This window comes from Erythrobacter sp. S249 (assembly GCF_057364975.1).
This window is the reverse complement of sequence record NZ_CP200287.1, coordinates 748026-769468: the sequence shown is the minus strand read 5'-3', so window position 1 is coordinate 769468 and position 21443 is coordinate 748026. Positions and strand designations below refer to the sequence as shown.

20 protein-coding genes are annotated in these 21443 nt (G+C 58.4%); 9 read left to right on the top strand and 11 right to left on the bottom strand.

The annotated features are described in order from the left end of the window. Window positions 1-132: 132 nt before the first annotated feature. The gene (locus tag AC0V6V_RS03750; protein WP_486164112.1) at window positions 133-2325 is read right to left on the bottom strand and encodes a prolyl oligopeptidase family serine peptidase; all 2193 of its coding nucleotides are present in this window, start codon (window positions 2323-2325) and stop codon (window positions 133-135) included. Window positions 2326-2541: 216 nt separating this feature from the next. Between AC0V6V_RS03750 and AC0V6V_RS03745 the strand changes: the two genes are divergently transcribed. After that, the gene (locus AC0V6V_RS03745) at window positions 2542-2922 is read left to right on the top strand and encodes a hypothetical protein (RefSeq protein ID WP_486164111.1); all 381 of its coding nucleotides are present in this window, start codon (window positions 2542-2544) and stop codon (window positions 2920-2922) included. Window positions 2923-2988: 66 nt separating this feature from the next. Here AC0V6V_RS03745 and AC0V6V_RS03740 read toward each other — a convergent pair whose 3' ends face one another. The 6 genes from AC0V6V_RS03740 to AC0V6V_RS03715 all read right to left on the bottom strand — a co-directional run bounded on the left by AC0V6V_RS03740 (window position 2989) and on the right by AC0V6V_RS03715 (window position 8304). Continuing rightward, a complete protein-coding gene (locus AC0V6V_RS03740) occupies window positions 2989-3246 on the bottom strand; it encodes an ATP synthase F1 subunit epsilon (protein WP_486164110.1) in 258 nt (85 codons plus the stop codon). Window positions 3247-3267: 21 nt separating this feature from the next. Continuing rightward, a complete protein-coding gene (gene atpD, locus AC0V6V_RS03735) occupies window positions 3268-4725 on the bottom strand; it encodes a F0F1 ATP synthase subunit beta (RefSeq protein ID WP_472645653.1) in 1458 nt (485 codons plus the stop codon). A 23-nt stretch (window positions 4726-4748) separates the two neighbouring features. Next, window positions 4749-5618: a F0F1 ATP synthase subunit gamma gene (locus AC0V6V_RS03730; RefSeq protein WP_486164109.1), complete on the bottom strand. Its 870-nt coding sequence runs from the start codon at window positions 5616-5618 to the stop codon at window positions 4749-4751. A 23-nt stretch (window positions 5619-5641) separates the two neighbouring features. Beyond that, window positions 5642-7171 carry a F0F1 ATP synthase subunit alpha gene (atpA, locus tag AC0V6V_RS03725; protein WP_486164108.1) on the bottom strand — a complete coding sequence of 510 codons (1530 nt, stop codon included), beginning with the start codon at window positions 7169-7171 and terminating at the stop codon, window positions 5642-5644. Between the two features lie 12 nt (window positions 7172-7183). Beyond that, window positions 7184-7738 (bottom strand): F0F1 ATP synthase subunit delta, encoded by a 555-nt coding sequence (locus tag AC0V6V_RS03720; protein WP_486164107.1) that lies wholly within the window; start codon window positions 7736-7738, stop codon window positions 7184-7186. A 176-nt stretch (window positions 7739-7914) separates the two neighbouring features. Then, a complete protein-coding gene (locus AC0V6V_RS03715) occupies window positions 7915-8304 on the bottom strand; it encodes a DUF1304 domain-containing protein (protein ID WP_486164106.1) in 390 nt (129 codons plus the stop codon). A 133-nt stretch (window positions 8305-8437) separates the two neighbouring features. On the opposite strand from AC0V6V_RS03715, the gene AC0V6V_RS03710 reads away from it, so the two are divergent. Beyond that, entirely contained in the window at window positions 8438-9265 is an 828-nt protein-coding gene (locus tag AC0V6V_RS03710) for a TauD/TfdA dioxygenase family protein (RefSeq protein ID WP_486164105.1), read from the top strand. Between the two features lie 399 nt (window positions 9266-9664). Here the strand turns inward: AC0V6V_RS03710 and AC0V6V_RS03705 are convergent, their stop codons facing one another. Then, window positions 9665-11272 (bottom strand): S1 family peptidase, encoded by a 1608-nt coding sequence (locus tag AC0V6V_RS03705; protein ID WP_486164104.1) that lies wholly within the window; start codon window positions 11270-11272, stop codon window positions 9665-9667. A gap of 59 nt (window positions 11273-11331) precedes the next feature. Between AC0V6V_RS03705 and AC0V6V_RS03700 the strand changes: the two genes are divergently transcribed. Both AC0V6V_RS03700 and AC0V6V_RS03695 read left to right on the top strand, forming a co-directional pair. Next, window positions 11332-12396, top strand: a complete 1065-nt coding sequence (locus tag AC0V6V_RS03700) for a bifunctional transcriptional activator/DNA repair enzyme AdaA (protein WP_486164103.1) — start codon at window positions 11332-11334, stop codon at window positions 12394-12396. Between the two features lies 1 nt (window position 12397). After that, the gene (locus tag AC0V6V_RS03695) at window positions 12398-13147 is read left to right on the top strand and encodes an isocitrate lyase/PEP mutase family protein (RefSeq protein WP_486164101.1); all 750 of its coding nucleotides are present in this window, start codon (window positions 12398-12400) and stop codon (window positions 13145-13147) included. Here AC0V6V_RS03695 and AC0V6V_RS03690 read toward each other — a convergent pair. Beyond that, complete coding sequence (locus AC0V6V_RS03690; RefSeq protein ID WP_486164100.1) at window positions 13144-13776, bottom strand: glutathione S-transferase family protein; 633 nt, start codon at window positions 13774-13776, stop codon at window positions 13144-13146. The two genes, AC0V6V_RS03695 and AC0V6V_RS03690, sit on opposite strands and share 4 nt — an antisense overlap. A 139-nt stretch (window positions 13777-13915) precedes the next feature. Between AC0V6V_RS03690 and AC0V6V_RS03685 the strand changes: the two genes are divergently transcribed. Then, window positions 13916-14296: a nuclear transport factor 2 family protein gene (locus tag AC0V6V_RS03685; protein ID WP_486164099.1), complete on the top strand. Its 381-nt coding sequence runs from the start codon at window positions 13916-13918 to the stop codon at window positions 14294-14296. 9 nt (window positions 14297-14305) lie between these two features. Here the strand turns inward: AC0V6V_RS03685 and AC0V6V_RS03680 are convergent, their stop codons facing one another. Both AC0V6V_RS03680 and AC0V6V_RS03675 read right to left on the bottom strand, forming a co-directional pair. Further along, on the bottom strand, window positions 14306-15868 hold the full coding sequence (locus tag AC0V6V_RS03680; RefSeq protein ID WP_486164098.1) for a cryptochrome/photolyase family protein: 1563 nt from the start codon (window positions 15866-15868) through the stop codon (window positions 14306-14308). 45 nt (window positions 15869-15913) lie between these two features. Continuing rightward, window positions 15914-18082, bottom strand: coding sequence for a primosomal protein N' (locus AC0V6V_RS03675; RefSeq protein ID WP_486164097.1), 2169 nt, complete (start codon window positions 18080-18082; stop codon window positions 15914-15916). A gap of 176 nt (window positions 18083-18258) precedes the next feature. Here AC0V6V_RS03675 and fsa point away from each other — a divergent pair, with 176 nt between their 5' ends. The 4 genes from fsa (at window position 18259) to AC0V6V_RS03655 (ending at window position 21443) form a co-directional block, all read left to right on the top strand. Further along, window positions 18259-18912, top strand: a complete 654-nt coding sequence (gene fsa, locus AC0V6V_RS03670) for a fructose-6-phosphate aldolase (RefSeq protein WP_472645637.1) — start codon at window positions 18259-18261, stop codon at window positions 18910-18912. Window positions 18913-18941: 29 nt separating this feature from the next. Beyond that, window positions 18942-19265: a hypothetical protein gene (locus AC0V6V_RS03665; protein WP_486166205.1), complete on the top strand. Its 324-nt coding sequence runs from the start codon at window positions 18942-18944 to the stop codon at window positions 19263-19265. 64 nt (window positions 19266-19329) lie between these two features. Then, complete coding sequence (cobT, locus tag AC0V6V_RS03660) at window positions 19330-21168, top strand: cobaltochelatase subunit CobT (protein ID WP_486164095.1); 1839 nt, start codon at window positions 19330-19332, stop codon at window positions 21166-21168. Further along, on the top strand, window positions 21165-21443 hold the full coding sequence (locus AC0V6V_RS03655; protein ID WP_486164094.1) for a DUF7336 domain-containing protein: 279 nt from the start codon (window positions 21165-21167) through the stop codon (window positions 21441-21443). Before cobT ends, AC0V6V_RS03655 begins: the two co-directional genes overlap by 4 nt.

Below are 21443 nucleotides of genomic sequence, written 5' to 3'. Positions count from 1 at the left end.
TATAGGTTCTGTCTGCGCGACGAACCGTTGGAAAAGTGTCGGATGCGCTTACACAGCCCGATGCGCAAAGGGCGACCGATGCGTTTTGTGCACTGATCGCCCTTGTTTAGAGACTCGTCAGGATGCTGAAATTCAGCCGCCAAAGGCGCTTTCAGCCTCAGTTTCGCGCTCATCCATCAGGCGCTGCATCAGGTAGACATATTGCAATGCCTGGAGCTTGGCGCGCTGTTCGTTATCGACCCCGCCGGAATGGCCGCCGGTCATGTCCTCAAAGTAATAATAGGGCTGACTCAGCGCCTTGAGCCTAGCCGCGCCTTTGCGGGCGTGGGCCGGATGCGTGCGGTCATCGGCGGTTGAAGCCCATAGGAACGGGGCGGGGTAGTCCACGCCATCAACAATCTTTTGATAGGGCGAATAGCCCTCGATCCAGGCGCGCTGCTCCGGAATGCGCGGATCGCCATATTCACCAATCCACGATGCGCCGCGCCCGATCACGTGATAGCGGAGCATATCGAACAGCGGGATCGCGACGATTGCCGCGCCGAACAGGTCGGGCCGCTGGGTAAAGGCCGTGCCGACCAGCAAGCCGCCCTGCGATCCGCCTTGGATGCCGAGATGTTGAGGCGAGGTGAAGCCGCGCCCAACGAGATCCTCGCCCACTGCGATGAAATCGTCCCAAGTGCGCTGCTTGTTCTCACGGATGGCCGTTTGGTGCCAGCCAGGGCCAAATTCGCCGCCGCCGCGCAAATTGGCGAGCACATAAGCGCCGCCTTTCTCTAGCCACAGCTTGCCTGTGGTGCCCATATATCCGGGCAGGCGAGGGATTTGGAAACCGCCATAGCCGCTCATCAAGATTGGTGTGCTGCCATCCATCGCCATGCCTTTGGGCTTGACGATGAAGTAAGGAATTTTCGTCCCATCGGCGCTGGTTGCCTGATGCTGCTCAACTTCCATACCGGTCTTGTCGAACCGGCTGGGTGAGGTCTTGAGCACTTCAGGAGCGCCGCCTTCGGAGTAATAGAGCGTCGTCGGATTCAGGAAATCTGTAACGGTGAACATGATCTGGTCAGTTTCCGATGACGAGGCCGCAATGCCGAGTGTCGCGTTATCTGGCAGATCGACTTGCTCGCTGAGCCATTCGCCGTCTTTGAAGTTGAACTGCAAAACCTTTCCAACGACATTGTCGAGCATCGTCACGAACAGTGCATTGCCCGTGATGGCTCCGCCGCGCTTGGTCTGACGCTCTGCTGGCGCCCAAACCAAGGTCTTCGCCGCGCCGTTCGGATCGGCTTTCCATTCTTCCAGATCAACCGCGATCAGGCTGTCTGCCGGGAAGGTCTGGCCGTCTACTTCCCAATCAACATCGGTTGAGTAGAGCAAGTGGCCATCGACGATCCCGTAAGGCGATGCCTTTTTCGGAATATCGAGTTTGATCCAGTCATCGTCGATCGAGACGAAATACTCGCTCTCGTGAAAGCTCACACCGCGAAACGCCGTCATGGCGTGGATCGTACCGGAACTGTCGCGCAGCAGGCTGGCACCGGCCCATACATCATCGGCTTGGCCGCGGAACACTTCGGGAGCATCGGCGAGTTCGGTGCCGCGTTTCCAGATGCGGCTAGTGAATGGATACTCGCTTTCCGTCAGCGTCCCTTCGCCAAAGTCGCGGCCCACCAGAAGCGTGTCTTCGTCAATCCAGCTGACGCCGCCCTGACTTTTCTCTTCGATCGCGAAGCCGCCTTCGGCAAAGCTCTTCGTAGAGGTGTCGAATTCCCGCATGATGGTGGCATCTTCGCCGCCGTCTGACAGTGCAATCATACACTTATTGAGGGCAGGGGGCAGACAGGTTGAGCCCTGATAGACCCATTCCTTACCTTCGGCGGCAGCGAGCGCATCTACGTCCAAAATGGTTTCCCATTCCGGCTCATCGCTTTGGTAGCTCTCCAACGTCGTACGGCGCAGCAGACCCTTAGGGTTCTCTTTATCCTGCCAGAAGTTGTAGAGGCCATCCGGGCGGAAGCTCACATAGGGAATGCGGTCCTCGCTGTCATAAATCGCGAGCGCTTCCGCTTTTAGCTGTTCGAACCGAGGATCGGTTTCGAGCGCGGCGAGGGTCAGTTTGTTCTCATTCTCGACCCATTCCAGCGCTTCGTCGCTGCGCGCTTCCTCCAGCCAGATGTAAGGATCTTGTTCTGGGCCGGGCACGCCGTCGGCGGCGGGCTGAGCGTCAGCGGCGTGTCCGTCGGCTGCGGCTGGGCTTGCGGCGGTCATCGCAAGCACTCCGGCAAGCGCGGCTGAAATTGCGTATTTGGAAACAAGTTTCAATTGTCCTCTCCAATGAGAATTCACGTCAGATTGTTGGCGCAGAGAGTGGCGATTTGCTGGCCATATGGAAAGCGAAAAGATCGACCAATTGGCAGCGCCTCAACTCCTGCGACGGGGCAAGAGATTTACATCATTTTACAGACCAGAGTTAATTCGCGTTAACGTTTTTGCCGTCTAACAACACGCAGACGCGAACTTCTAAACACGAAGGACCACATGATGCACACGGCAGACAATCACGAACTCGCAAAGGCGACCAGCCTTTCCCTGATGATCAACGGAAAATCAGAATCCGCTGTGATCGTCTGGCTCACGCAAACCGATGCTGAGATTATCGTTGATGACAACCTGAAGCTGCAAGCGAACCAAAAGATGTATCTGCTGGTCGCTGGCTTCCTCAGCCTGCCGCTGCGCGTGCGCAGCGTTTACGGCAATCATGTCAGCCTGAAGTTTGAGCAGCGCGTTCAGCGTTCGCTGATCGACTTTATCGCGCAGGAAATGCCAGGTGCAGGCATCGATGAGACCCTCGACGAGCTCGAAGAGCGCGCTATGCCAATGCCGCAATGCGTCAGCGGTTTGATGGATGAGGCTGCCTAATCGCAACGAAAAAGGGCGACCCGTTAGAGCCGCCCTTTTCAAAATTCATGTGATGTCAGCTCTCGCTCAAGCCTCGACGTGCTCCGCCAGAACGGTCAAGCCAGCGTCGCCAACTTCAGCAAAACCGCCTTTGACTTCAATGGTTTCTGGCTCCGCGCCTTCGGTCTTGTAGATCTGCACCGCGCCATCGCGAATGGTCGACATGAAAGGCGCGTGGCCTTCTAGGACGCCGAATTCACCTTCGGCACCGGGCACGACGACCATGTGGACGTCTTCGCTGCGGACCTGACGGGCAGGGGTTACGAGTTCAAAGTGGAGAGCCATCAGACTTACCTTTAAGCGCCCTTAGGCGTCCTCAGCCATTTCAGCCGCTTTCTTGACCACGTCTTCGATGCCGCCAACCATGTAGAAGGCTTGCTCTGGGAGGTGATCGTACTCGCCTTCGACAACGGCCTTGAACGAGGCAACAGTGTCTTCGAGCTGCACGAAGCAGCCTGGGATACCGGTGAAGACCTCAGCGACGTGGAACGGCTGCGAGAGGAACTTCTGGATCTTACGCGCACGGGCAACGGTCAGCTTATCTTCTTCAGAAAGCTCGTCCATGCCGAGAATTGCGATGATGTCTTGCAGCGACTTGTACTTCTGCAGGGTCTCTTGAACCTTACGAGCGGTCTCATAGTGCTCTTGGCCAACAACGCGCGGTTCGAGCACGCGGCTGGTGGAATCGAGCGGGTCAACCGCTGGGTAGATGCCCAGCTCAGAGATCGCGCGGTTCAGCGTGGTCGTTGCGTCAAGGTGAGCAAACGAGGTTGCTGGTGCAGGGTCGGTAAGGTCATCGGCAGGCACGTAGATGGCCTGAACCGAAGTAATCGAACCCTTGGTGGTCGAGGTGATGCGCTCTTGCAGGTTACCCATGTCGGTCGACAGGGTTGGCTGATAACCCACAGCCGACGGAATACGGCCAAGCAGAGCGGACACTTCCGAACCCGCCTGGGTGAAGCGGAAGATGTTGTCCACGAAGAACAGCACGTCCTGGCCTTCTTGGTCGCGGAAATATTCCGCCATGGTCAGGCCGGACAGAGCAACACGGGCACGCGCCCCGGGAGGCTCGTTCATCTGACCGAACACGAGGGCCACTTTCGAGCCTTCGCTGATCGCTTCACCAGCTTCGTTCTTGGCGATAACGCCTGCGTCGAGGAATTCGTGGTAGAGATCGTTACCTTCGCGGGTACGCTCACCAACACCGGCGAACACGGACACGCCGCCGTGGCCCTTTGCGATGTTGTTGATCAGCTCTTGAATAAGAACTGTCTTACCAACGCCGGCACCGCCGAACAGGCCGATCTTACCGCCCTTCGCGTAAGGCGCGAGAAGGTCGATAACCTTAATGCCGGTCACGAGGATCGCAGCTTCGGTTGACTGGTCGATGAAGGCAGGTGCCTCAGCGTGGATCGGAGCGGTCATATCCGCGCCGATTGGGCCGCGCTCGTCAATCGCTTCGCCAACCACATTCATGATGCGGCCAAGTGTCTTTGGGCCAACTGGCACAGAGATTTGCTTGCCGGTTGAGATCACTTCGCTGCCGCGGGTGAGACCTTCGGTCGCATCCATTGCGATGGTGCGAACGGTGTTCTCGCCGAGGTGCTGAGCAACTTCCAGAACGAGCGTGTTGTCGCCGTTCTTGGTCTCGAGTGCGGACAAAATCGCTGGCAGTTCACCTTCGAACTGTACGTCAACGACAGCGCCGATGACCTGGGCGATCGTGCCATTGGTGGTCTGGTTGAGGACGGGTGCGGTAGCCATGGTGTTTCCTTAGCCTGTGATTCTTACAGCGCTTCTGCGCCAGCAATAATTTCGATAAGTTCGGTGGTAATCGCCGCCTGACGGCTGCGATTGTATTGAATTGTCAGTGAGTTGATGAGGTCGCCGGCATTGCGGGTCGCATTGTCCATGGCGGTCATCGAGGCGCCTTGTTCGGATGCCTCACGTTCAAGCAGCGCGCCGAAGATTTGCGTCTTCACGTAGCGCGGCAGTAGCTCTTCGAGGATTTCCTCTTCGCCTGGCTCATACTCGACCACAGCGTCGCTGTCCTCAGTGACCTCAGGTGAGGGGACCGGGATAAGCTGAGTGGTGGTTGGGTTTTGAACCAGCGCCGATTGAAAATCCGGGCGGATCAGGTGAGCCACGTCAAATGCGTCGGCATCAAACATCTCGACCAGCTCAGCGGCAATCGCGTCTGCTTCTTCAAAGCCCGGAGTACGGACGTTTGAGGTGTCGAAGTGCTTGGCAATGCCATTAGGATATTCGCGCTTGATCGGCGCGCGACCCTTTTTGCCGACGAGGTAGAACGAGACGTCCTTGCCCTCAGCGATCAGCTTCTTCGCCTGAATCTTAGCCTCTTTGACGAGGTTTGAGTTCAAACCGCCGCACAGGCCTTTATCCGTGTTGACCAGCACCAGCATGTGGCGCTGGTTCTTGCCATTGCCGGCGAGCAGGCGCGGTGCTCCATCGCCGCTCACCTTGCTGGCGAGCGAGGCCATAACGGCGGAAAGCCGCTCTGCATAAGGGCGCGCAGCTTCAGCAGCGGCCTGCGCGCGGCGCAATTTCGCCGCTGCGACCATCTGCTTGGCCTTGGTGATCTTTTGAGTCGATTTAACCGACCCGATCCGATCCTTAAGTTCCTTAAGTGAAGCCATTGGCTATCCCCTGGGCTTATCCCTTACGCGAACTGCTTGGCGAAGGCTTCGAGCGCTGCGACGGTTTTGTCCTTCACATCGCCTTCGAACTTCTTGCTCTCGCGGATTTCGCTGAGGATGTCGGCGTGCTCGCTGCGGATGAAGGCAAGCAATTGCTCTTCGTAATCGTTCACGCGCTCAACCGGCACATCATCAATATAGCCATTGGTGCCAGCGAAGATCGACACGGTCTGCTCTTCAAACGGCATTGGCGAGAACTGAGCTTGCTTGAGCAGCTCGGTCAGGCGCGCACCGCGGTTAAGCAGCTTCTGCGTGGAGGCATCGAGGTCCGAACCGAACTGAGCAAAGGCCGCCATTTCGCGGTATTGCGCCAGGTCCAGCTTCATCGAGCCAGAAACCTTCTTCATCGCCTTGGTCTGAGCGGCGCCGCCAACACGGCTAACCGAGAGACCCACGTTAATCGCAGGACGGATGCCTTGATAGAACAGGTCGGTTTCAAGGAAGATCTGGCCGTCGGTGATCGAAATCACGTTGGTTGGAATGTAGGCCGACACGTCGCCCGCCTGTGTTTCAATGATCGGCAGGGCGGTAAGCGAACCGCCGCCATTGTCGCCGTTCATTTTCGCGGCACGCTCTAGCAAGCGGCTGTGAAGGTAGAAAACGTCACCAGGGTACGCTTCGCGGCCTGGCGGGCGGCGAAGCAGCAGTGACATCTGGCGATAAGCCACAGCTTGCTTTGAAAGGTCATCATACACGATCACGGCGTGCATGCCGTTGTCGCGGAAATACTCGCCCATCGCGCAGCCGGTGTAAGGCGCGAGATATTGCAGTGGAGCAGGTTCAGACGCGGTCGCGGCGACAACAATGGAATATTCCATCGCGCCGTTCTCTTCGAGCTGCTTCACGATTTGAGCAACGGTCGAGCGCTTCTGACCAACGGCAACATAGACGCAGAAGAGCTTCTTCTTGTCGTCGTCGCCTTGGTTGATGTTCTTTTGGTTGATGAAGGTGTCTATTGCGACAGCCGTCTTACCAGTTTGGCGGTCACCAATGATGAGTTCGCGTTGGCCGCGGCCAACAGGCACAAGAGCGTCAATCGCTTTGAGGCCGGATTGTACAGGCTCGCTAACCGATTCGCGCGGGATGATGCCCGGCGCTTTCACTTCGACGCGCTGGCGTGATGCAGCTTCGATTGGGCCCTTGCCATCGATTGGGTTGCCGAGGGCATCGACCACGCGGCCAAGCAGGCCTGGGCCAACCGGAACGTCCACAATGGTGCCGGTCCGCTTAACGCTGTCGCCTTCTTTAATCTCTGCGTCAGAGCCGAAGATCACGACACCGACATTGTCCGCTTCGAGGTTGAGGGCCATGCCCTGAACGCCGTTGGCGAATTCAACCATCTCACCGGCCTGAACCTTGTCGAGGCCGTGGATACGGGCGATCCCGTCACCAACGGAGAGAACGGAGCCGACTTCGCTGACTTCAGCTTCGGTGCCGAAATTGGCGATCTGGTCTTTGATGACCTTGGAGATTTCTGCTGCGCGGATTTCCATGTTCGTAGTCCTTTAGGCCTTCATTGCCTGGGCGAGAGAATTGAGACGAGTACGGATCGAGCCATCAATGCGCTGCGATCCAATAGTGACGACAAGCCCGCCAAGAAGCTCTGGGTCGACGCTGGGGTTCACTTTAACAGTGCGGCCTTCGCGTGCGGTCAGCTTGTCCTTGAGGGCAGAAAGTTGTTCGGCGCTGAGCGGGTGAGCGCTGGCGACATCGGCGGTAACTTCGCCGCGTTGAGCTGCAGCGATCATCTGAAACGCGCGGATCATGTCGGGCAAAGCCGACAGGCGGCGATTGCCGGCGAGCACGCCGAGAAAGCTCTGAGTAAGCTCGCTGAGGCCGAGGTGGCCCGCGACGCCCTTAATCGCTGCGGCCTGCTGGCTTCGCGAAAGCTCTGGGTTGGTTGTGACAGCGCGCAGCTCAGCCGAATCGGTGAGCGCAGCGGCGAGACCTTCAAGGTCTGTCTCGACAGCGGTTACAGTTCCGTTCTCTGCTGCAAGCTCAAAAAGAGCTGAAGCGTAACGTCCTGCAAGGCTAGCCTGAATACCGGCGGAAATATCCACGCGTTTAAAGTCCTCTTGGGTCTATCGAAAAAACGATGCATCGCTTTGTCTGTTCCAGAGCCCAAATTGGTCTTCCGGCAAAGCTGGCGCGCGCCTAGCATCGGGTGTGAAGTGATGCAAGCCGAGTCCGCTCTTATTGGTTGCATCTTGTGCAAACGTGCTTGCGTGCTTTCGCTTTACGACAGCTGGGACTTTGCCTTCCGGCGCCCGACAAACAGGCAGACCATCGCCGCAATTGCAGGCAGGGTTTGGATTATCGCGATGCGTGGGGACACGGTGAATGCGCCGAAGATGCCCGCTATTGCCACGAACGCCAGAAAGCAAAATGCGACGTTCGCTTGCCATTTCGAATCTCTGATCATCAGCGACCAGATCAGCCCTGTCGCCAAGAACCCATTATATAGTCCCTGGTTCGCAGCCATAGAGACTGTCTGCGAGAAGAGTTCTGCTGGAAACGTAGAGAAGACGGCCGGCCCGCGTGTCTCCCACGCGAATATCTCAAACCATGCAATATATATGTGAAGGGCGGCAATCAGACCGATCAGCACCTTGGCGAGCTTAAGCATTGTGTCGTTTTCCAACTTTAGTTCGCGCTCTGTGTACACGGCGTGTGTCTGGCGTGAAGCGCTAGGTGGCTTGGCGGGGCAAACTTGCGCTCAGATCAATTTCTTTTAGAAACGGATCGGAGGAGAGGCAAACATGCACCATACAAAGATGGCGCCCCAATGCGGCGTGGAAGTGTCCGGCGTTTCGCTAGCAGATTGCAGCGATGCTGAACTGCTGGAGATCAAGCAGGCGATTTATGAGCACGGCGTTGCGGTGTTTCGCGACCAGGATTTTTCGCCGGAAGATCACATCAAGTTTGGCCGCCGCTGGGGCGGTATTGATGTGAACAATTATTTCCCGCTGCAGGAAGATTTCAATGAGATCGCGGTGGTGAAGAAAGAGGCCGATCAATCGACCAATATTGGCGGCGCATGGCATACGGACCACTCCTACGACCAAATCCCGGCGATGGGTTCAGTGCTCGTCGCGCGCGAACTTCCTCCGAAAGGTGGAGACACAATGTGGGCACATATGGGGGCCGCCTATGATGCTCTGCCCGATGATCTGAAGGCGGAGATCGAAGGGCTAGAGGCCTATCATACCGCGGACCATGTCTATGAAGAAGGCGGCCTGTATGCTCAGACCGATATGGGGGAACACTTGCGCGGCCAGAACCTAAAGACCGGCGCGGTCCATCCGGTTGTGATCCGGCACCCGCAAACAGGGCGCAAGCTGCTCTATGTAAATGGCGGCTTCACAATCAATTTCGTTGGGCAAACGCGCGAAGAAAGCCTGCCTTTGCTCACCAAGCTGCTTGATGCCGCGCTAACCGATGACAACCAGTGCCGCCTGCAATGGGCACCGGGCACTGTGGCAATCTGGGATAACCGGACGAGCTGGCACAACGCGATCAACGATTACGCCGGCCACCGCCGCGAGATGCACCGCATTACGCTCAGCGGCGAAGCGTTGGCGGCTTAGTTGGGTGAGTAGGAGGCTGCCTTTGCCGAATTTGATCTTTGGCTAGTCCGTCATTGACGGGGCCTAGTTTTCAAATCGCTTAGCCGCAGCCTCCCAGGTTATCAGTCGATCGGGCACCGCCGCGATCATTCGCCAAGCTTCAGTTGCAGCCTCCACTTGGGAGCGATGGGCTCAACTTTAGACCGCACTGCGGTATTGAAGGCTTCGCTCATTCACTGTTTACTCAATTCGCCCCGTTTTGGCTAAACCATCAAACGCTGCAACGCTTGCGGCAAAGTCGGGGATTTCAGAAATTTGCCCATAATGGGACCTCTCAGACATCCCCTCTAATGAGGACACAGCCCTATTAAAGTGTTCACCCTGTGTTCGCAAGGTCTGATCGGGCTTTTTCCACTAATTTCATTCCTCTCCCTCTACCGTATCACCGCCGGTGGTGCCCGCTGAACTGGCGCGGGATTCGCAGGTGTAGACCAGCCGCTCGTTCGGGCGATCCGGGAGCAGCGCCAGCACGGCTGATTGCTGTTCTCCCAATTGGCTTGCCGCATCGGTGACGCCGCAGGATGCAGGCTTATATTTGGAGCGCGCCTCGCGGGCCTCCTGCATTGGTCCTCGGCGGAGCAAATACCGGTCGGTTTGGAATATCCGTGTCTGCGGATCGTAGGAATTTACAGAGACCGCCGCTTCGTCATTGGGAACGAACACGCGCGACCATTCCCCGCCCGCCATGCCATATTGCGTGCGGCCGTTGACGCAGCCGTCCGCAGCCCAATCAAACTCCACATCATCGGTCCGGGCGCCGGTCACGCGGCTGCGCTCTGGAATGAAGGTACACAATAGAGTGCCATCGTCCGCCAGCGAGGAGGGATCATCACTCGCTGGCGCTTCTGCTTCCTCCATTGCGGCGGCGACCCGTTCTTCAATCTCGGAGAACGCAGGGCGCGTTACCCAGACGATCATCGTGCCAATCAGAGCTGCACCGCCAATTCCTGCGGCGATCATGACTTTGTTGCCCTTCGCTCCGTCTCGGCGGGCCTGATAGGCGATATATCCAGAACCAAGCGCGACGACCGCGAGCAGCATGGCCAGCGCCATCGCATTGTCGCGCTCTTCCATAACTTCAAATTGTGCCTGACGCATGGCGGCGGCGCGTTTGTCAGCGAGCTCAGCCTCGCGCGCAGCGACCAATGCGCGGGCCTCTTCGCGTTCTTGCTCAAAGCGATCGCGTTCGGCCGCGTTGAGTTCATCGATCGAGCGGCAGGGCAGGGCATTTGTGCGCGGCTCAATGTCATTCGCGCGTAGGAAGGGGAGCAATTCACGCAAGGACACCGCGAAGTAAAACTCCGCATCCGACCCATCCGAGTCCGCGCCAAAGGAATTGACGCCGAGAACACGGCCGCAGCCATCGAGCAGCGGGCCGCCAGAATTGCCGCGCGCAATTGGGGCGGTGTGCAGGATCGTGTCGAATTGCCGGCTTGGACGCTCGCCGGATAAGAACCCTCGGCTTTTCACCGGCGGTTGCGCCCGGAAGATGTCGCCGAACTCCAGCCCCTGAGCAACATCGACGTTCATCGGATACCCCACGGCTGAAACCTCGCCCATATCGCTGCTGCGCGCGCCGGCGAGCGTTAGCGGCGGCAGGCGCAGCGAACCTTCGGTAATCTCGATCAGCGCCAGATCATTGCGCGGGCTAACCGCAATCGCTCGGCCAAAGCCGCCTTCTTCGCCCTCTGTCGGGACAATGCCGATCCGCAATGTGTCATCCTGCAACGCTTCGCGCACCACATGAGCATTGGTGACGATCTTCGTCGGGCTGACGGCAAAGCCGCTGCCATGGCTGATCGGGAACACCTCTTCGCCATCGCTGCCGATGATGACCACGCGCACAACGCCTCTGGCAGCGGCGTCAACATCGCCGGCATCGGCCTGAGCGCTGATAGGGGTGAGCAGGATAAAGAAGCCCAATAGGGTAAAGAGAACGCGGTCCATCTCTGCGTATTTGCCGGGCATTCACTTTGACCGCAAGCTTCGGGATGTGACTATCTGCGCATTCGGCTAAGACAGATTGCATGAGCGAGAACGAAATCCCCTTTGAACAAGCCTGGGCTGCCGTAACACAGCGCGACCGCAGTTTTGACGGACGGTTTGTGACCGGCGTGCTCACCACGGGCATCTATTGCCGCCCGTCTTGTGCGGCTCGCCATCCGTCACCTGCAAATGTCCGGTTTTTCGCAACCGGGGCAGAGGCGCGCGAAGCTGGGCTGAGGGCGTGCAAGCGCTGCCTGCCCGATGATGTTGGCCGCGACGAGGCCGCGGTCTTGGCTGCAATTGATGAGATCAAGGCCTCCGAAGGCAGGCCGACTTTGGATGATTTGGCTGAGCTTACCGGCTACTCACCGACGCATTTTCAGCGCGTGTTTAAGCGCGCGCTTGGGTTGTCTCCCGCAGCGTATGCTCGCGCGCTCAAGGAGGAACGAGCGAAAGCATCCTTAGCCGAGGGCTCTACGGTAACCGAGGCGGTCTATGAGGCGGGCTATTCGGCGCCTTCGCGGTTTTACGACGGGACGAAAGACAAGATGGGTATGACGCCCAGCGATTGGTCGAACGGCGGCGCAGGCCGCACGGTGCATTGGAGCGTAATTGCAACGAGCCTTGGCGACATGCTCGTCGCGGCGACTGACGTTGGTGTCTGTTGCCTTGCTTTTGGCGAGGGCGAGGCTGAGCTTCGCGGACGTTTTCCTAACGCTGACTTGGTTGAAGCTGGCCAGCCATTCAAAGCCCTGTTCGATCAGGTCGTAAAGGTCGTCGAAGATCCAAGTCTGGAAAATCTGCATATCCCGCTTGATGTGAAAGGCACCGCATTTCAGCAGCGGTGCTGGCAGGCCTTGCGTAAAATCCCCGCTGGCGAAACGCGTAGCTATGGGGAGCAGGCGGCCATGCTTGGCAATCCAAAGGCGAGCCGCGCGGTCGGCAGCGCAAACGGCGCGAACAATATTGCTGTGCTGATCCCGTGCCACCGGGTTGTGCAGGCGGATGGCTCGATTGGCGGCTATGCCTATGGCCCGGAGATTAAGGCGGAGCTGCTCAAGCGCGAAGGCGCGGAAAGTAGCAGCGATCAAGAGGAATTGTTTTAACATGACAAAGTCTGAATTTGCCGCGCTCCATATCGCGGGCGAGCCGCTGATCCTGTTCAACATTTGGGACGCGGCGAGCGCTCAAGCGGTTGCCAAGGCAGGCGCGAAAGCGATTGCAACCGGCAGCGCCGGGCTGGCTGGAGCGCAAGGGTTCGATGATGGCGAAGCGATTCCGTTTGACGCGCTGATCGTGACAGCCAAACAGATTGCTGCGGCGACGTCTGGACTGCCCTTGAGCGTGGATATCGAGAGCGGTTTTGCTGCGACACTGGGCCAGCTCTCCGACAATGCGGCGGCATTGGCGGACACAGGGACAATCGGCTGCAATCTTGAGGACCGCTTGATCGGAGGCGAGGGGCTGCGCGATGTAGCAGAGCAAGCGGAGCGTATTGCCGTAGTCTCGGCCGCGGGCCTGTTTGTGAATGCGCGCACTGACACTTTCCTCGGACCTCTGATGGCAGGCGAGGATCCCAATCAAGACGAGTTAGTGGACGCAGCGATTGTGCGCGCGCAGGCTTATCAAGAGGCCGGGGCAGGGTGCTTCTTTGTGCCCGGTTTAAGCCATCCTGCTCTCATCAAAAGGATGTGTCGGGAAACAAGCATTCCGATCAATGCCATGCGTTTGCCCGGCATGGTGACCAACGCAGAGCTAGCTGCCCTTGGGGTATCGCGGATCAGCTATGGTCCCGGACCGTGGCGCGAGGCGATGGCGACCGTCGAGGCTGCTGCTGCGGAGGCTTTTGCTGGTTAGTCGAGTTTTGGCGGAAAGCCCGGCTCTGCTTTGGCCATAGCCGCCTGATAGGCATCGCGCGCGCCGATGCGCTGCAAATAGGCCTTCAGATTGGGCATGTGGTCGATGCTCATATCGTTGAAAGCGCGCGCCGTTGTGAGCGAGAAGCCCATCATAATGTCGGCCGTCGTTAGCTGCGATCCGCCGAAGTAATCCGCTTCGCCCAGCCGGCTTTCAATCGCTGCCCAGGCATTGGTGATCCGCTTCATCAGAGGCGGCGGCATTTCCGCGCCAACCGCGTTTACAGCGATGCTCATCATGCCATTCGTCATCAGCGTCGCATTGGCGAAGTGGAACCAATAAAGGTGATCAGCAAAATCGGGGCTGTCCGGACCCGGGTCCAGATTAGTGCCGGGCGCATATTTGCCGATGATGTATTCGACGATGGCGCCGCTCTCGCCTAGCAGCGTGCCATTGTCGTCGATCAACGGGGCGATCTCCATCGGATGCAGCGCCTTCAATTCTGCCGGAGCCAGCCGCGTTTCGGGATCGCGATTGTAAAGTTTGAGGTCATACTCAATGCCCAGCTCCTCACACAGCCAAACGATGCGTTCGGATTGCGAAATGCGAAGGTGATGGACAGTCAGCATGAAAATAGCTCCCAAAGTTTGTGCAGCGAGCTTTTGCGCTAGGCGTGAGGATTGTCGAGCCTTTTGTGGCGATGCGCGCGATTGACTTCGGGTCTGCTGGTGCTTCTCAAGCGCCGCAATGCCGGTTAAGTTCGCCCCCATGACTGGACCTGACCTTGCAAAGCAATTGTTCGCCGCATTTGAGAACAACGATCTGGAGCGCGCGCGTGAATGCTGCGCTGAGAACTTTCGCGGATCACAGAACGGCGGACCCGAAATGGACCGTGATAGGCTGTTGAAATTCACCGGGATAGTGAATGCGGTTGTTCCTGATTTTCGCTATGAAGAAGCGGTGCGTTCCGCGACTGAAACGGGCTTTGTTGAAGAACACCGAGTGCGCGGGACTTTGCCCGATGGCAGCCAGCTCGACCTAATTGTGTGCGTTGTTGGCGAGGTGTCCGATGGCAAAATTACGGTGCTGCGCGAATATGTCGATACGGCGGCTGCGGCTGGCCTGATGAAGGCTCTGTCTGCGTGCTAATTCTGTCGCTTAGTCGCGCGCCCAGCCATCGCGAGCGGGCTCCAAAGTCTCAAGGAAGCTCTCTGCGCTGGAGAGATACTCTTGCTTCTTCTCATCACCCATCCGGTCCCACGTCGCATAGATCCTACCGATGCGGTGATTGCTCGACAGCCGGTCGCGGTGACGGTCCATAAAGTGCCAATAAAGCGGGTTGAACGGGCATGCGCCGTCGCCCGTTTTCTTGCTCACGGAATAGCTGCATTCTTTGCAGTAATCGGACATTTTATTGATGTAATTGCCGCTCGCCGCATAGGGCTTGGTCGCCAGCGCGCCGCCATCGGCGTAGAGGATCATGCTGGAGACATTCGGCAGCTCCACCCATTGATAGGCATCGGCGTAAACCGCGAGATACCAATCCTGCACCGCGCGTGGATCGATCCCGGCCAGCAGGCAGAAATTGCCAAGCACCATTAAGCGCTGAATGTGATGCGCATGGGCGTTTTCTTTGGTTGAGCGAATGCAATCCGATAGGCATCGCATATCCGTCTCGCCGGTCCAGAAAAACTCGGGCAGGGCGCGCGTCGCCTCCAAATCATTGGCCTCTTCAAGGCCCGGCATAAAGTGCCAGTAGAACCCGCGAATATACTCGCGCCAACCAATGATCTGGCGGATAAATCCCTCGACCGAATTGAGCGGCGCGCGGCCATCTTCATAGGCCTGCTCAGCGCGCTCACACAGAGCGATCGGATCGAGCAGACCGCAATTGATGCTGGTTGAGAGCATGGAGTGATAGAGGTCGTCTGAGCCGAAGACCATGGCGTCTTGATAGGGGCCGAAGTTTTCGATGCGCTCGGCGAAAAACGCATCGGCCGCCTGCTCCGCCTCGGCGCTAGTTACTGGCCATTCGAAGGGTTCCAGATCGCCGAAATGGTCAGAGAATTTGTCCTCGACCAGCGCCAGTACTTCGCGTGTGATTTCATCGGGCTTAAACTTGGGCCGAGCGGGCGCATCCATATCGCCTTTGGGCGGTTCGCGGTTCTGCTTGTCGAGGTTCCATTCGCCGCCTTTCGGCTTGCCATTGTCCAGCATGAGCAGGCCGGTCTTGCGGCGCATTTCGCGGTAGAAATGCTCCATGGTGAGGTGCTTGCGCCCTTCGGCCCATTCCTCGAATTCGGCGTGCGAGCAGAGGAAGCGGTCGTCTGGCAGAATCTCGACGTCGCAGGCGAACTTGTCGGGCCATTCCCCAATGGCTTGCTGAACGCGCCATTCACTTGCCTCAACCACATGGACTGCGCGCGGATGGTGCCGTTCAATCGCGCGAGCGACTTCTCCGGTAAAGCTGCCAGAATTGTCGCCATCCGTCAGCTTCACATAGTCGACCTGCCAGCCTGCCTCTTCTAGCTCCGCTGCGAAATGGCGCATTGCAGAAAAGATGAGCGCGATCTTTTGCTTGTGATGTTTGACGTATGTCGCCTCGTCCCAAACCTCCATCATCAGGATGACGCTGTCGTCCTTGGTGCGGCCGCGAAGGCTGGCGAGAGTGCGGGTCAGCTGGTCGCCGAGGATTGGGATGAGGATTGGGTTGGATGCCATGAGGCTTCTAATGCTCAGGCCCGCAAAAAGTGCCGAATTGTTTGTTTAAACAAAACTATAAGGATCGATATCGACGCCGACACGCAGGCCCGGCGGGAAGTCATGCGCATCCAGCCAGCCGCGAATGACCTTTTGCAGATTGGCGGAGCGCCGCGCGTTGACGAGGAAGCGATAGCGGTAGCGACCGCGCAGCAGAGCCAGCGGAGCGGGCGCGGGCCCGAGGATGTAGAGGTCATTCTGCTCTGGCCGCGTATCGCCCAGCCGCATTGCCGCAGCGCGCGCTTCCCTCTCATCTTCGCTCGACAAGATGATTGCCGCCCAGCGGCCAAACGGCGGCGCGCCTGCGTCTTTGCGGGCTTCGGTTTCAGCCTCGTAGAACGCATCGCGGTCGCCTGCCTCAAGCGCGGCGATGACCGGGGCATCGGTGTGGCGCGTTTGGATAAGAACCTCGCCGGGTTTTGCCCCGCGCCCCGCGCGCCCAGCGACTTGCGCGACCTGCTGATAAGTCCGCTCAGCCGCGCGCAAATCGCCGCCCTCCAGGCCAAGATCTGCATCGACTACACCGACCAAGGTCAGCTCTGGGAAGTGGAAACCTTTGGTCACCAGCTGTGTGCCAACGATCACGTCAATCGCTCCGCCCTCTGCCTGAGCGATGAACTCAGCGGCGCGTTCGGGCGATCCCAAAGTGTCGGACGTGGCGACGGCTACGCGCGACTCGGGAAACAGCTCTGCGACTTCATCCGCGATGCGCTCGACGCCGGGGCCGCAGGCGACCAGGCAATCCGGCTCCCCGCATTCTGCGCATTTGTCGGGTACGCCTGTTTCGTGCCCGCAATGATGGCAGGCGAGGCGGGCGGACAGGCGATGCTCCACCATCCATGCGCTGCAATTGGGACATTGATAGCGGTGCCCGCAATTGCGGCACAAGGTGAGCGGAGCAAATCCGCGGCGGTTTAGAAACAGGAGCGATTGCTCGCCCTTCGCCAGACGATCTTCCAGCGCAGCGACCAGCGGCGGGGCCAGCCAGCGCCCGCTGCCCGGCTGTTCCTGCGTTAGGTCTACGAGGCGAATTTTTGGCAAAGTCGCGCCGCCAAACCGGCTCGGCAATTCCAGCCGTTCATAAATGCCGGTTGATGCCATATGCAGGCTTTCAAGCGCCGGGGTCGCGCTCGCGAGCACTACAGGAATTTTCTCAAACCGGGCGCGCATTACGGATACATCGCGAGCGTTGTAGCGCACGCCTTCGTCTTGCTTAAAGCTGACCTCATGCGCTTCATCGACTATAATCAGGCCGAGGTTGGCGTAAGGCAGAAACAGCGCCGATCGAGCACCGACAACAACGCCCGCTGTGCCGTTTGCAATGGCTCTCCAAGCGCGCCTGCGCTCTGTGGATTTGAGCGATGAGTGCCACAGCACAGGCGGCGTGCCAAAGCGCTGCTCAAAGCGCACAAGGAAATTCTCAGTGAGCGCAATTTCGGGCAGCAGCACAAGCACTTGTCGCCCCTGCCGGATGGCTTCTGCGACAGGCTCAAAATAGGTCTCGGTCTTGCCCGATCCGGTCACCCCGTCGAGCAGGAACGGCGCGTACTCCGCCGCTGCTACAGCTTTCACCAGTCTATCGGAAACCTCGGCCTGATCAGGGGATAGCTCTGGCACCCAATGCTCCGGATCGGCTGGCGGGAAGGGGCGATCAATCGCGACCGTCACTGGCTCAATCAGCCCCGCGTTCACCATTCCGCGCAGCACGCCTTCCGATACGCTTGCGATCCCGGCCAGCTCGCGGATGGTGCCTTGCTCACCGACCAAAGCCTCGAGCGCCAGCTTGCGCTGAGGCGTCATCCGGCCTGAGCCTTCCGATCCGCTCAAACGGTATTCGGTCATGGTGGCGGGGCCGCCAAGCGCACCGCCGCTAGAGAGGACCATGCGCGCCACACTGGCCAGCGCGGCGCAGTAGTAATCTGCAGTCCACTCGATCAGCCTGCGCAGCGGCTCTGACAGAGGCGGGACCGGCAGTATTTCTCGGATTGCGCGCAATTTGCTGGGGTCAAAATCGCGGCCCGGCAAGCGCCCTTCATCCCAAACAATGCCGGTGACGGTGCGCGGGCCGAGCGGGGCCAGCACCACCGTTCCAGCAGGCGCGCTCACCCCTTCAGGCAGCTTGTAATCAAGCGGGCCAAGCGCGGCATTGAGGACAAGGAGGCGGACGCGGTTCATGATCGGCCCTTAATATGGGCGCGGCTGACGACTATCGGCAAGGTGCGGCTGCGCAATAATCATCATATTGCTGACGTTACCGTGGAGAGCGGGCGTCTGCGTGGCTGGTCAGCGTGTCCGCGCTATGCCAATCAGGTCTGGCGATTCGTGATCTGCCACTAGGAGCCTGAGACGAGATGAAATTCTTTGCCGACACCGCCGAAATTGACGACATCAAAGAACTGGCTGCGACCGGCCTGCTTGATGGGGTCACCACCAATCCATCGCTGATCCACAAGTCGGGCCGCGATTTTATGGAAGTGACGAAGGAAATTTGCGGGATCACCGATGGTCCTGTGTCCGCAGAAGTCGTCGCGCTCGATCACGAAACCATGATGCGCGAGGCAGAGGTGCTGCGCAAAATCGCCGACAATGTCTGTATCAAAGTGCCACTGACGATTGATGGTCTCAAGACCTGCAAAGCGCTGACCGGGGATGGCACTATGGTCAATGTGACTCTATGCTTCTCTGCCAATCAGGCGCTGCTCGCGGCGAAGGCCGGGGCGAGTTTTATCTCGCCATTCGTGGGCCGGCACGATGACAATGGCTTTGACGGGATGGACTTGATCGAAGACATCCGCCTGATCTACGACAATTACATGTTTGAGACCGAAATTCTGGTCGCCAGCGTGCGCCACGTCACCCACGTGCTCGAAAGCGCGAAGATCGGAGCTGACGTCATGACGGCACCGCCGAAAGTGATCAAAGCTCTGTTCAATCACACGCTCACCGACAAGGGTATTGATGCGTTTATGGCGGACTGGGCTAAGACGGGTCAGAAGATCGTCTGAGCCTTTAGATTGTGAAGGATGAAAGTTTGATGATTGCTCTCGTTATTACAATATTCTTGCCATTTCTATATATCGCTTTCGTTAATTGGATTGTTTCATTCTTTTTATTTAAAGAATTGGGGCCGTTTCAGAGGTTTATGAGGACAACAATTCTTTCTACAGCTTTGATCGTGTTGTTTTTCGCGTTTCAAGTTGAATCGTCTCTACCTGAAGGGCTTTCTGGTAGTTTCCTGAGTTCATTCTTTGCTGTAATTTTAAAGCTCACTGTGCCAGCTGGACTTTGTTTTGGTGTATATTATTTTATGCTCAAAAGGCGCTGGACAGACGATCCTGTCGAAGAGGTCTTTGATTAATGTCTCTCTTAAATCCACTGCTAGATTGTGCGATAAAATCGCGGGAAGCCGCGACCGGAAATAAGTGACTGAAGAATCCCCTCTCGACACGTTTAAGCAGGCGCTGACGGGCGCCAGCCGCGCAATTGCGCGCGATGCGGAGGTGGAGGTTGCGTGGAGCGCGGATGTGCCGGGCTCTGCGGGAAATCGTTTTCGCGTACCCTTGCCGGGCCGTGATTTACCCGCTGAGCAAGTCACCGAGGCGCGCGGGTTCGCCGACAGCTTCTCGCTCAAACTGCGCCATCACAACGCTGGATTGCACGCCAGCGGTAGCCCGCCGGAGCCGGTAGCGCGCGCGTGCTATGATGCGATTGAGCAGGTGCGTTATGAAGCTCTCGGTGCAAACGCATTCGGCGGCATTCGCTCTAACCTTGATGCGGCGGTGGAGCAGCGGACCGCGACCGACCCGATTGCCCGCGCCCAACATAACAGCGAAGTTCCGCTCGAAAGCGCATTGTCGCTGATCGTGCGCGAGCAATTGACCGGGCTGGCGGTGCCAGAGCAGGCGCGCGCCGGGGTCGAAATGGTGCGCGAATTCATCGAAGAGCGCATTGGCGATGATCTCAGTAGTCTCGCCGATACTCTGGGCGACCAACAGGCGTTTCAAAAGCTTGCGCTTGATATGCTGCGCGATCTCGATCTCACCCGTCCGCAAGATGCGCCTGATGAGGCGGATAATGACGACGGTGACGAGGAAGAAGGCGCCGACGACGAGCAAGAAGGCGACGAGCAGCAAGAGGGCGACGCCGATCCGCAAGCCACCGATATGGCCGGCGAACAGGCGGAAGGTGATGGCGACGGCGACGCTGATACCGAGCTGTCTGGCGAAGAGGAAATGCAGGATGGCGAGCCGGGCGAAGACGGCGATGCCAGCAATGCGCCCGTCCGTTCAAACCGTCCGCAGGCCGACATTCCTGATGGGCTGGACTACAAACCCTTTACCGAGAAATTCGACGAGGAAGTCGAGGCACCGGAGCTGTGCGATGCGGAAGAGCTCGACCGCTTGCGCGCCTATCTCGACAGCCAGCTGACCGGCTTGCAAGGCGTGGTCACGCGGCTAGCCAATCGGTTGCAGCGCCGCCTGATGGCGCAGCAGAACCGCAGCTGGGACTTTGATCAGGAAGAGGGCATCTTGGACGCCGCACGGCTGGCCCGCGTGGTGATCTCACCGGGCACCGCGCTGTCTTATAAGGTCGAGCGCGATGTTGAGTTTCGCGACACTGTCGTCACGCTGCTGATCGACAATTCCGGCTCTATGCGCGGGCGGCCGATTTCCATCGCCGCAATCAGCGCGGATATTCTGGCGCGCACGCTGGAGCGCTGCGGGGTCAAAACAGAGATCCTGGGCTTCACCACGCGCGCCTGGAAGGGCGGACAGAGCCGCGAGGCTTGGCTCGCCGATGGCAAGCCGCAGGGGCCGGGCAGGCTCAATGATTTGCGTCACATCATTTACAAGCAAGCGGATGAGCCCTGGCGCCGCGCGCGCCGCAATCTGGGCCTGATGATGCGCGAGGGGCTACTCAAAGAGAACATCGATGGCGAGGCGTTGATGTGGGCGCATTCCCGCCTGATCCACCGGCCAGAAGATCGCCGGATCATGATGGTAATTTCTGACGGCGCGCCGGTTGATGACAGCACGCTGAGCGTGAATTCGGCGGGCTATCTGGAGGCGCATTTGCGCGGTGTGATCGAGTGGATAGAGAACGTCTCACCCGTGCAACTCGTCGCGATTGGTATCGGCCACGATGTGACGCGGTATTACAGACGTGCGGTGACGATTATGGATGTCGAGCAGCTCGGCGGCACGATCATGGAGCAGCTCGCGGAACTGTTTGAGGATGAGAAGGGTGTGAAGCGGCGGTGAGCACGGTGTTCCACCTCTGGTTTCAGCGCGAATACGAAGACCGCGAAGACACTGAACTTTCTATTGGTTTCTACGAGTCAGAAGCCGATGCTCTCGCAGCAATCGACAAGCTAAGCTCAAAACCCGGATTCCGAGACTATCCCGAAGGTTTCCAATTTGAGGAATGCAAATTGGGTTTAACTGGCTGGCGGGATGGTTTTGTTAGCGTAACTGGGGATCCACCCAAAGATGCGAAGGGCGAAGTATTCCACTTGCCCGCTGATGCTGAGGAATAA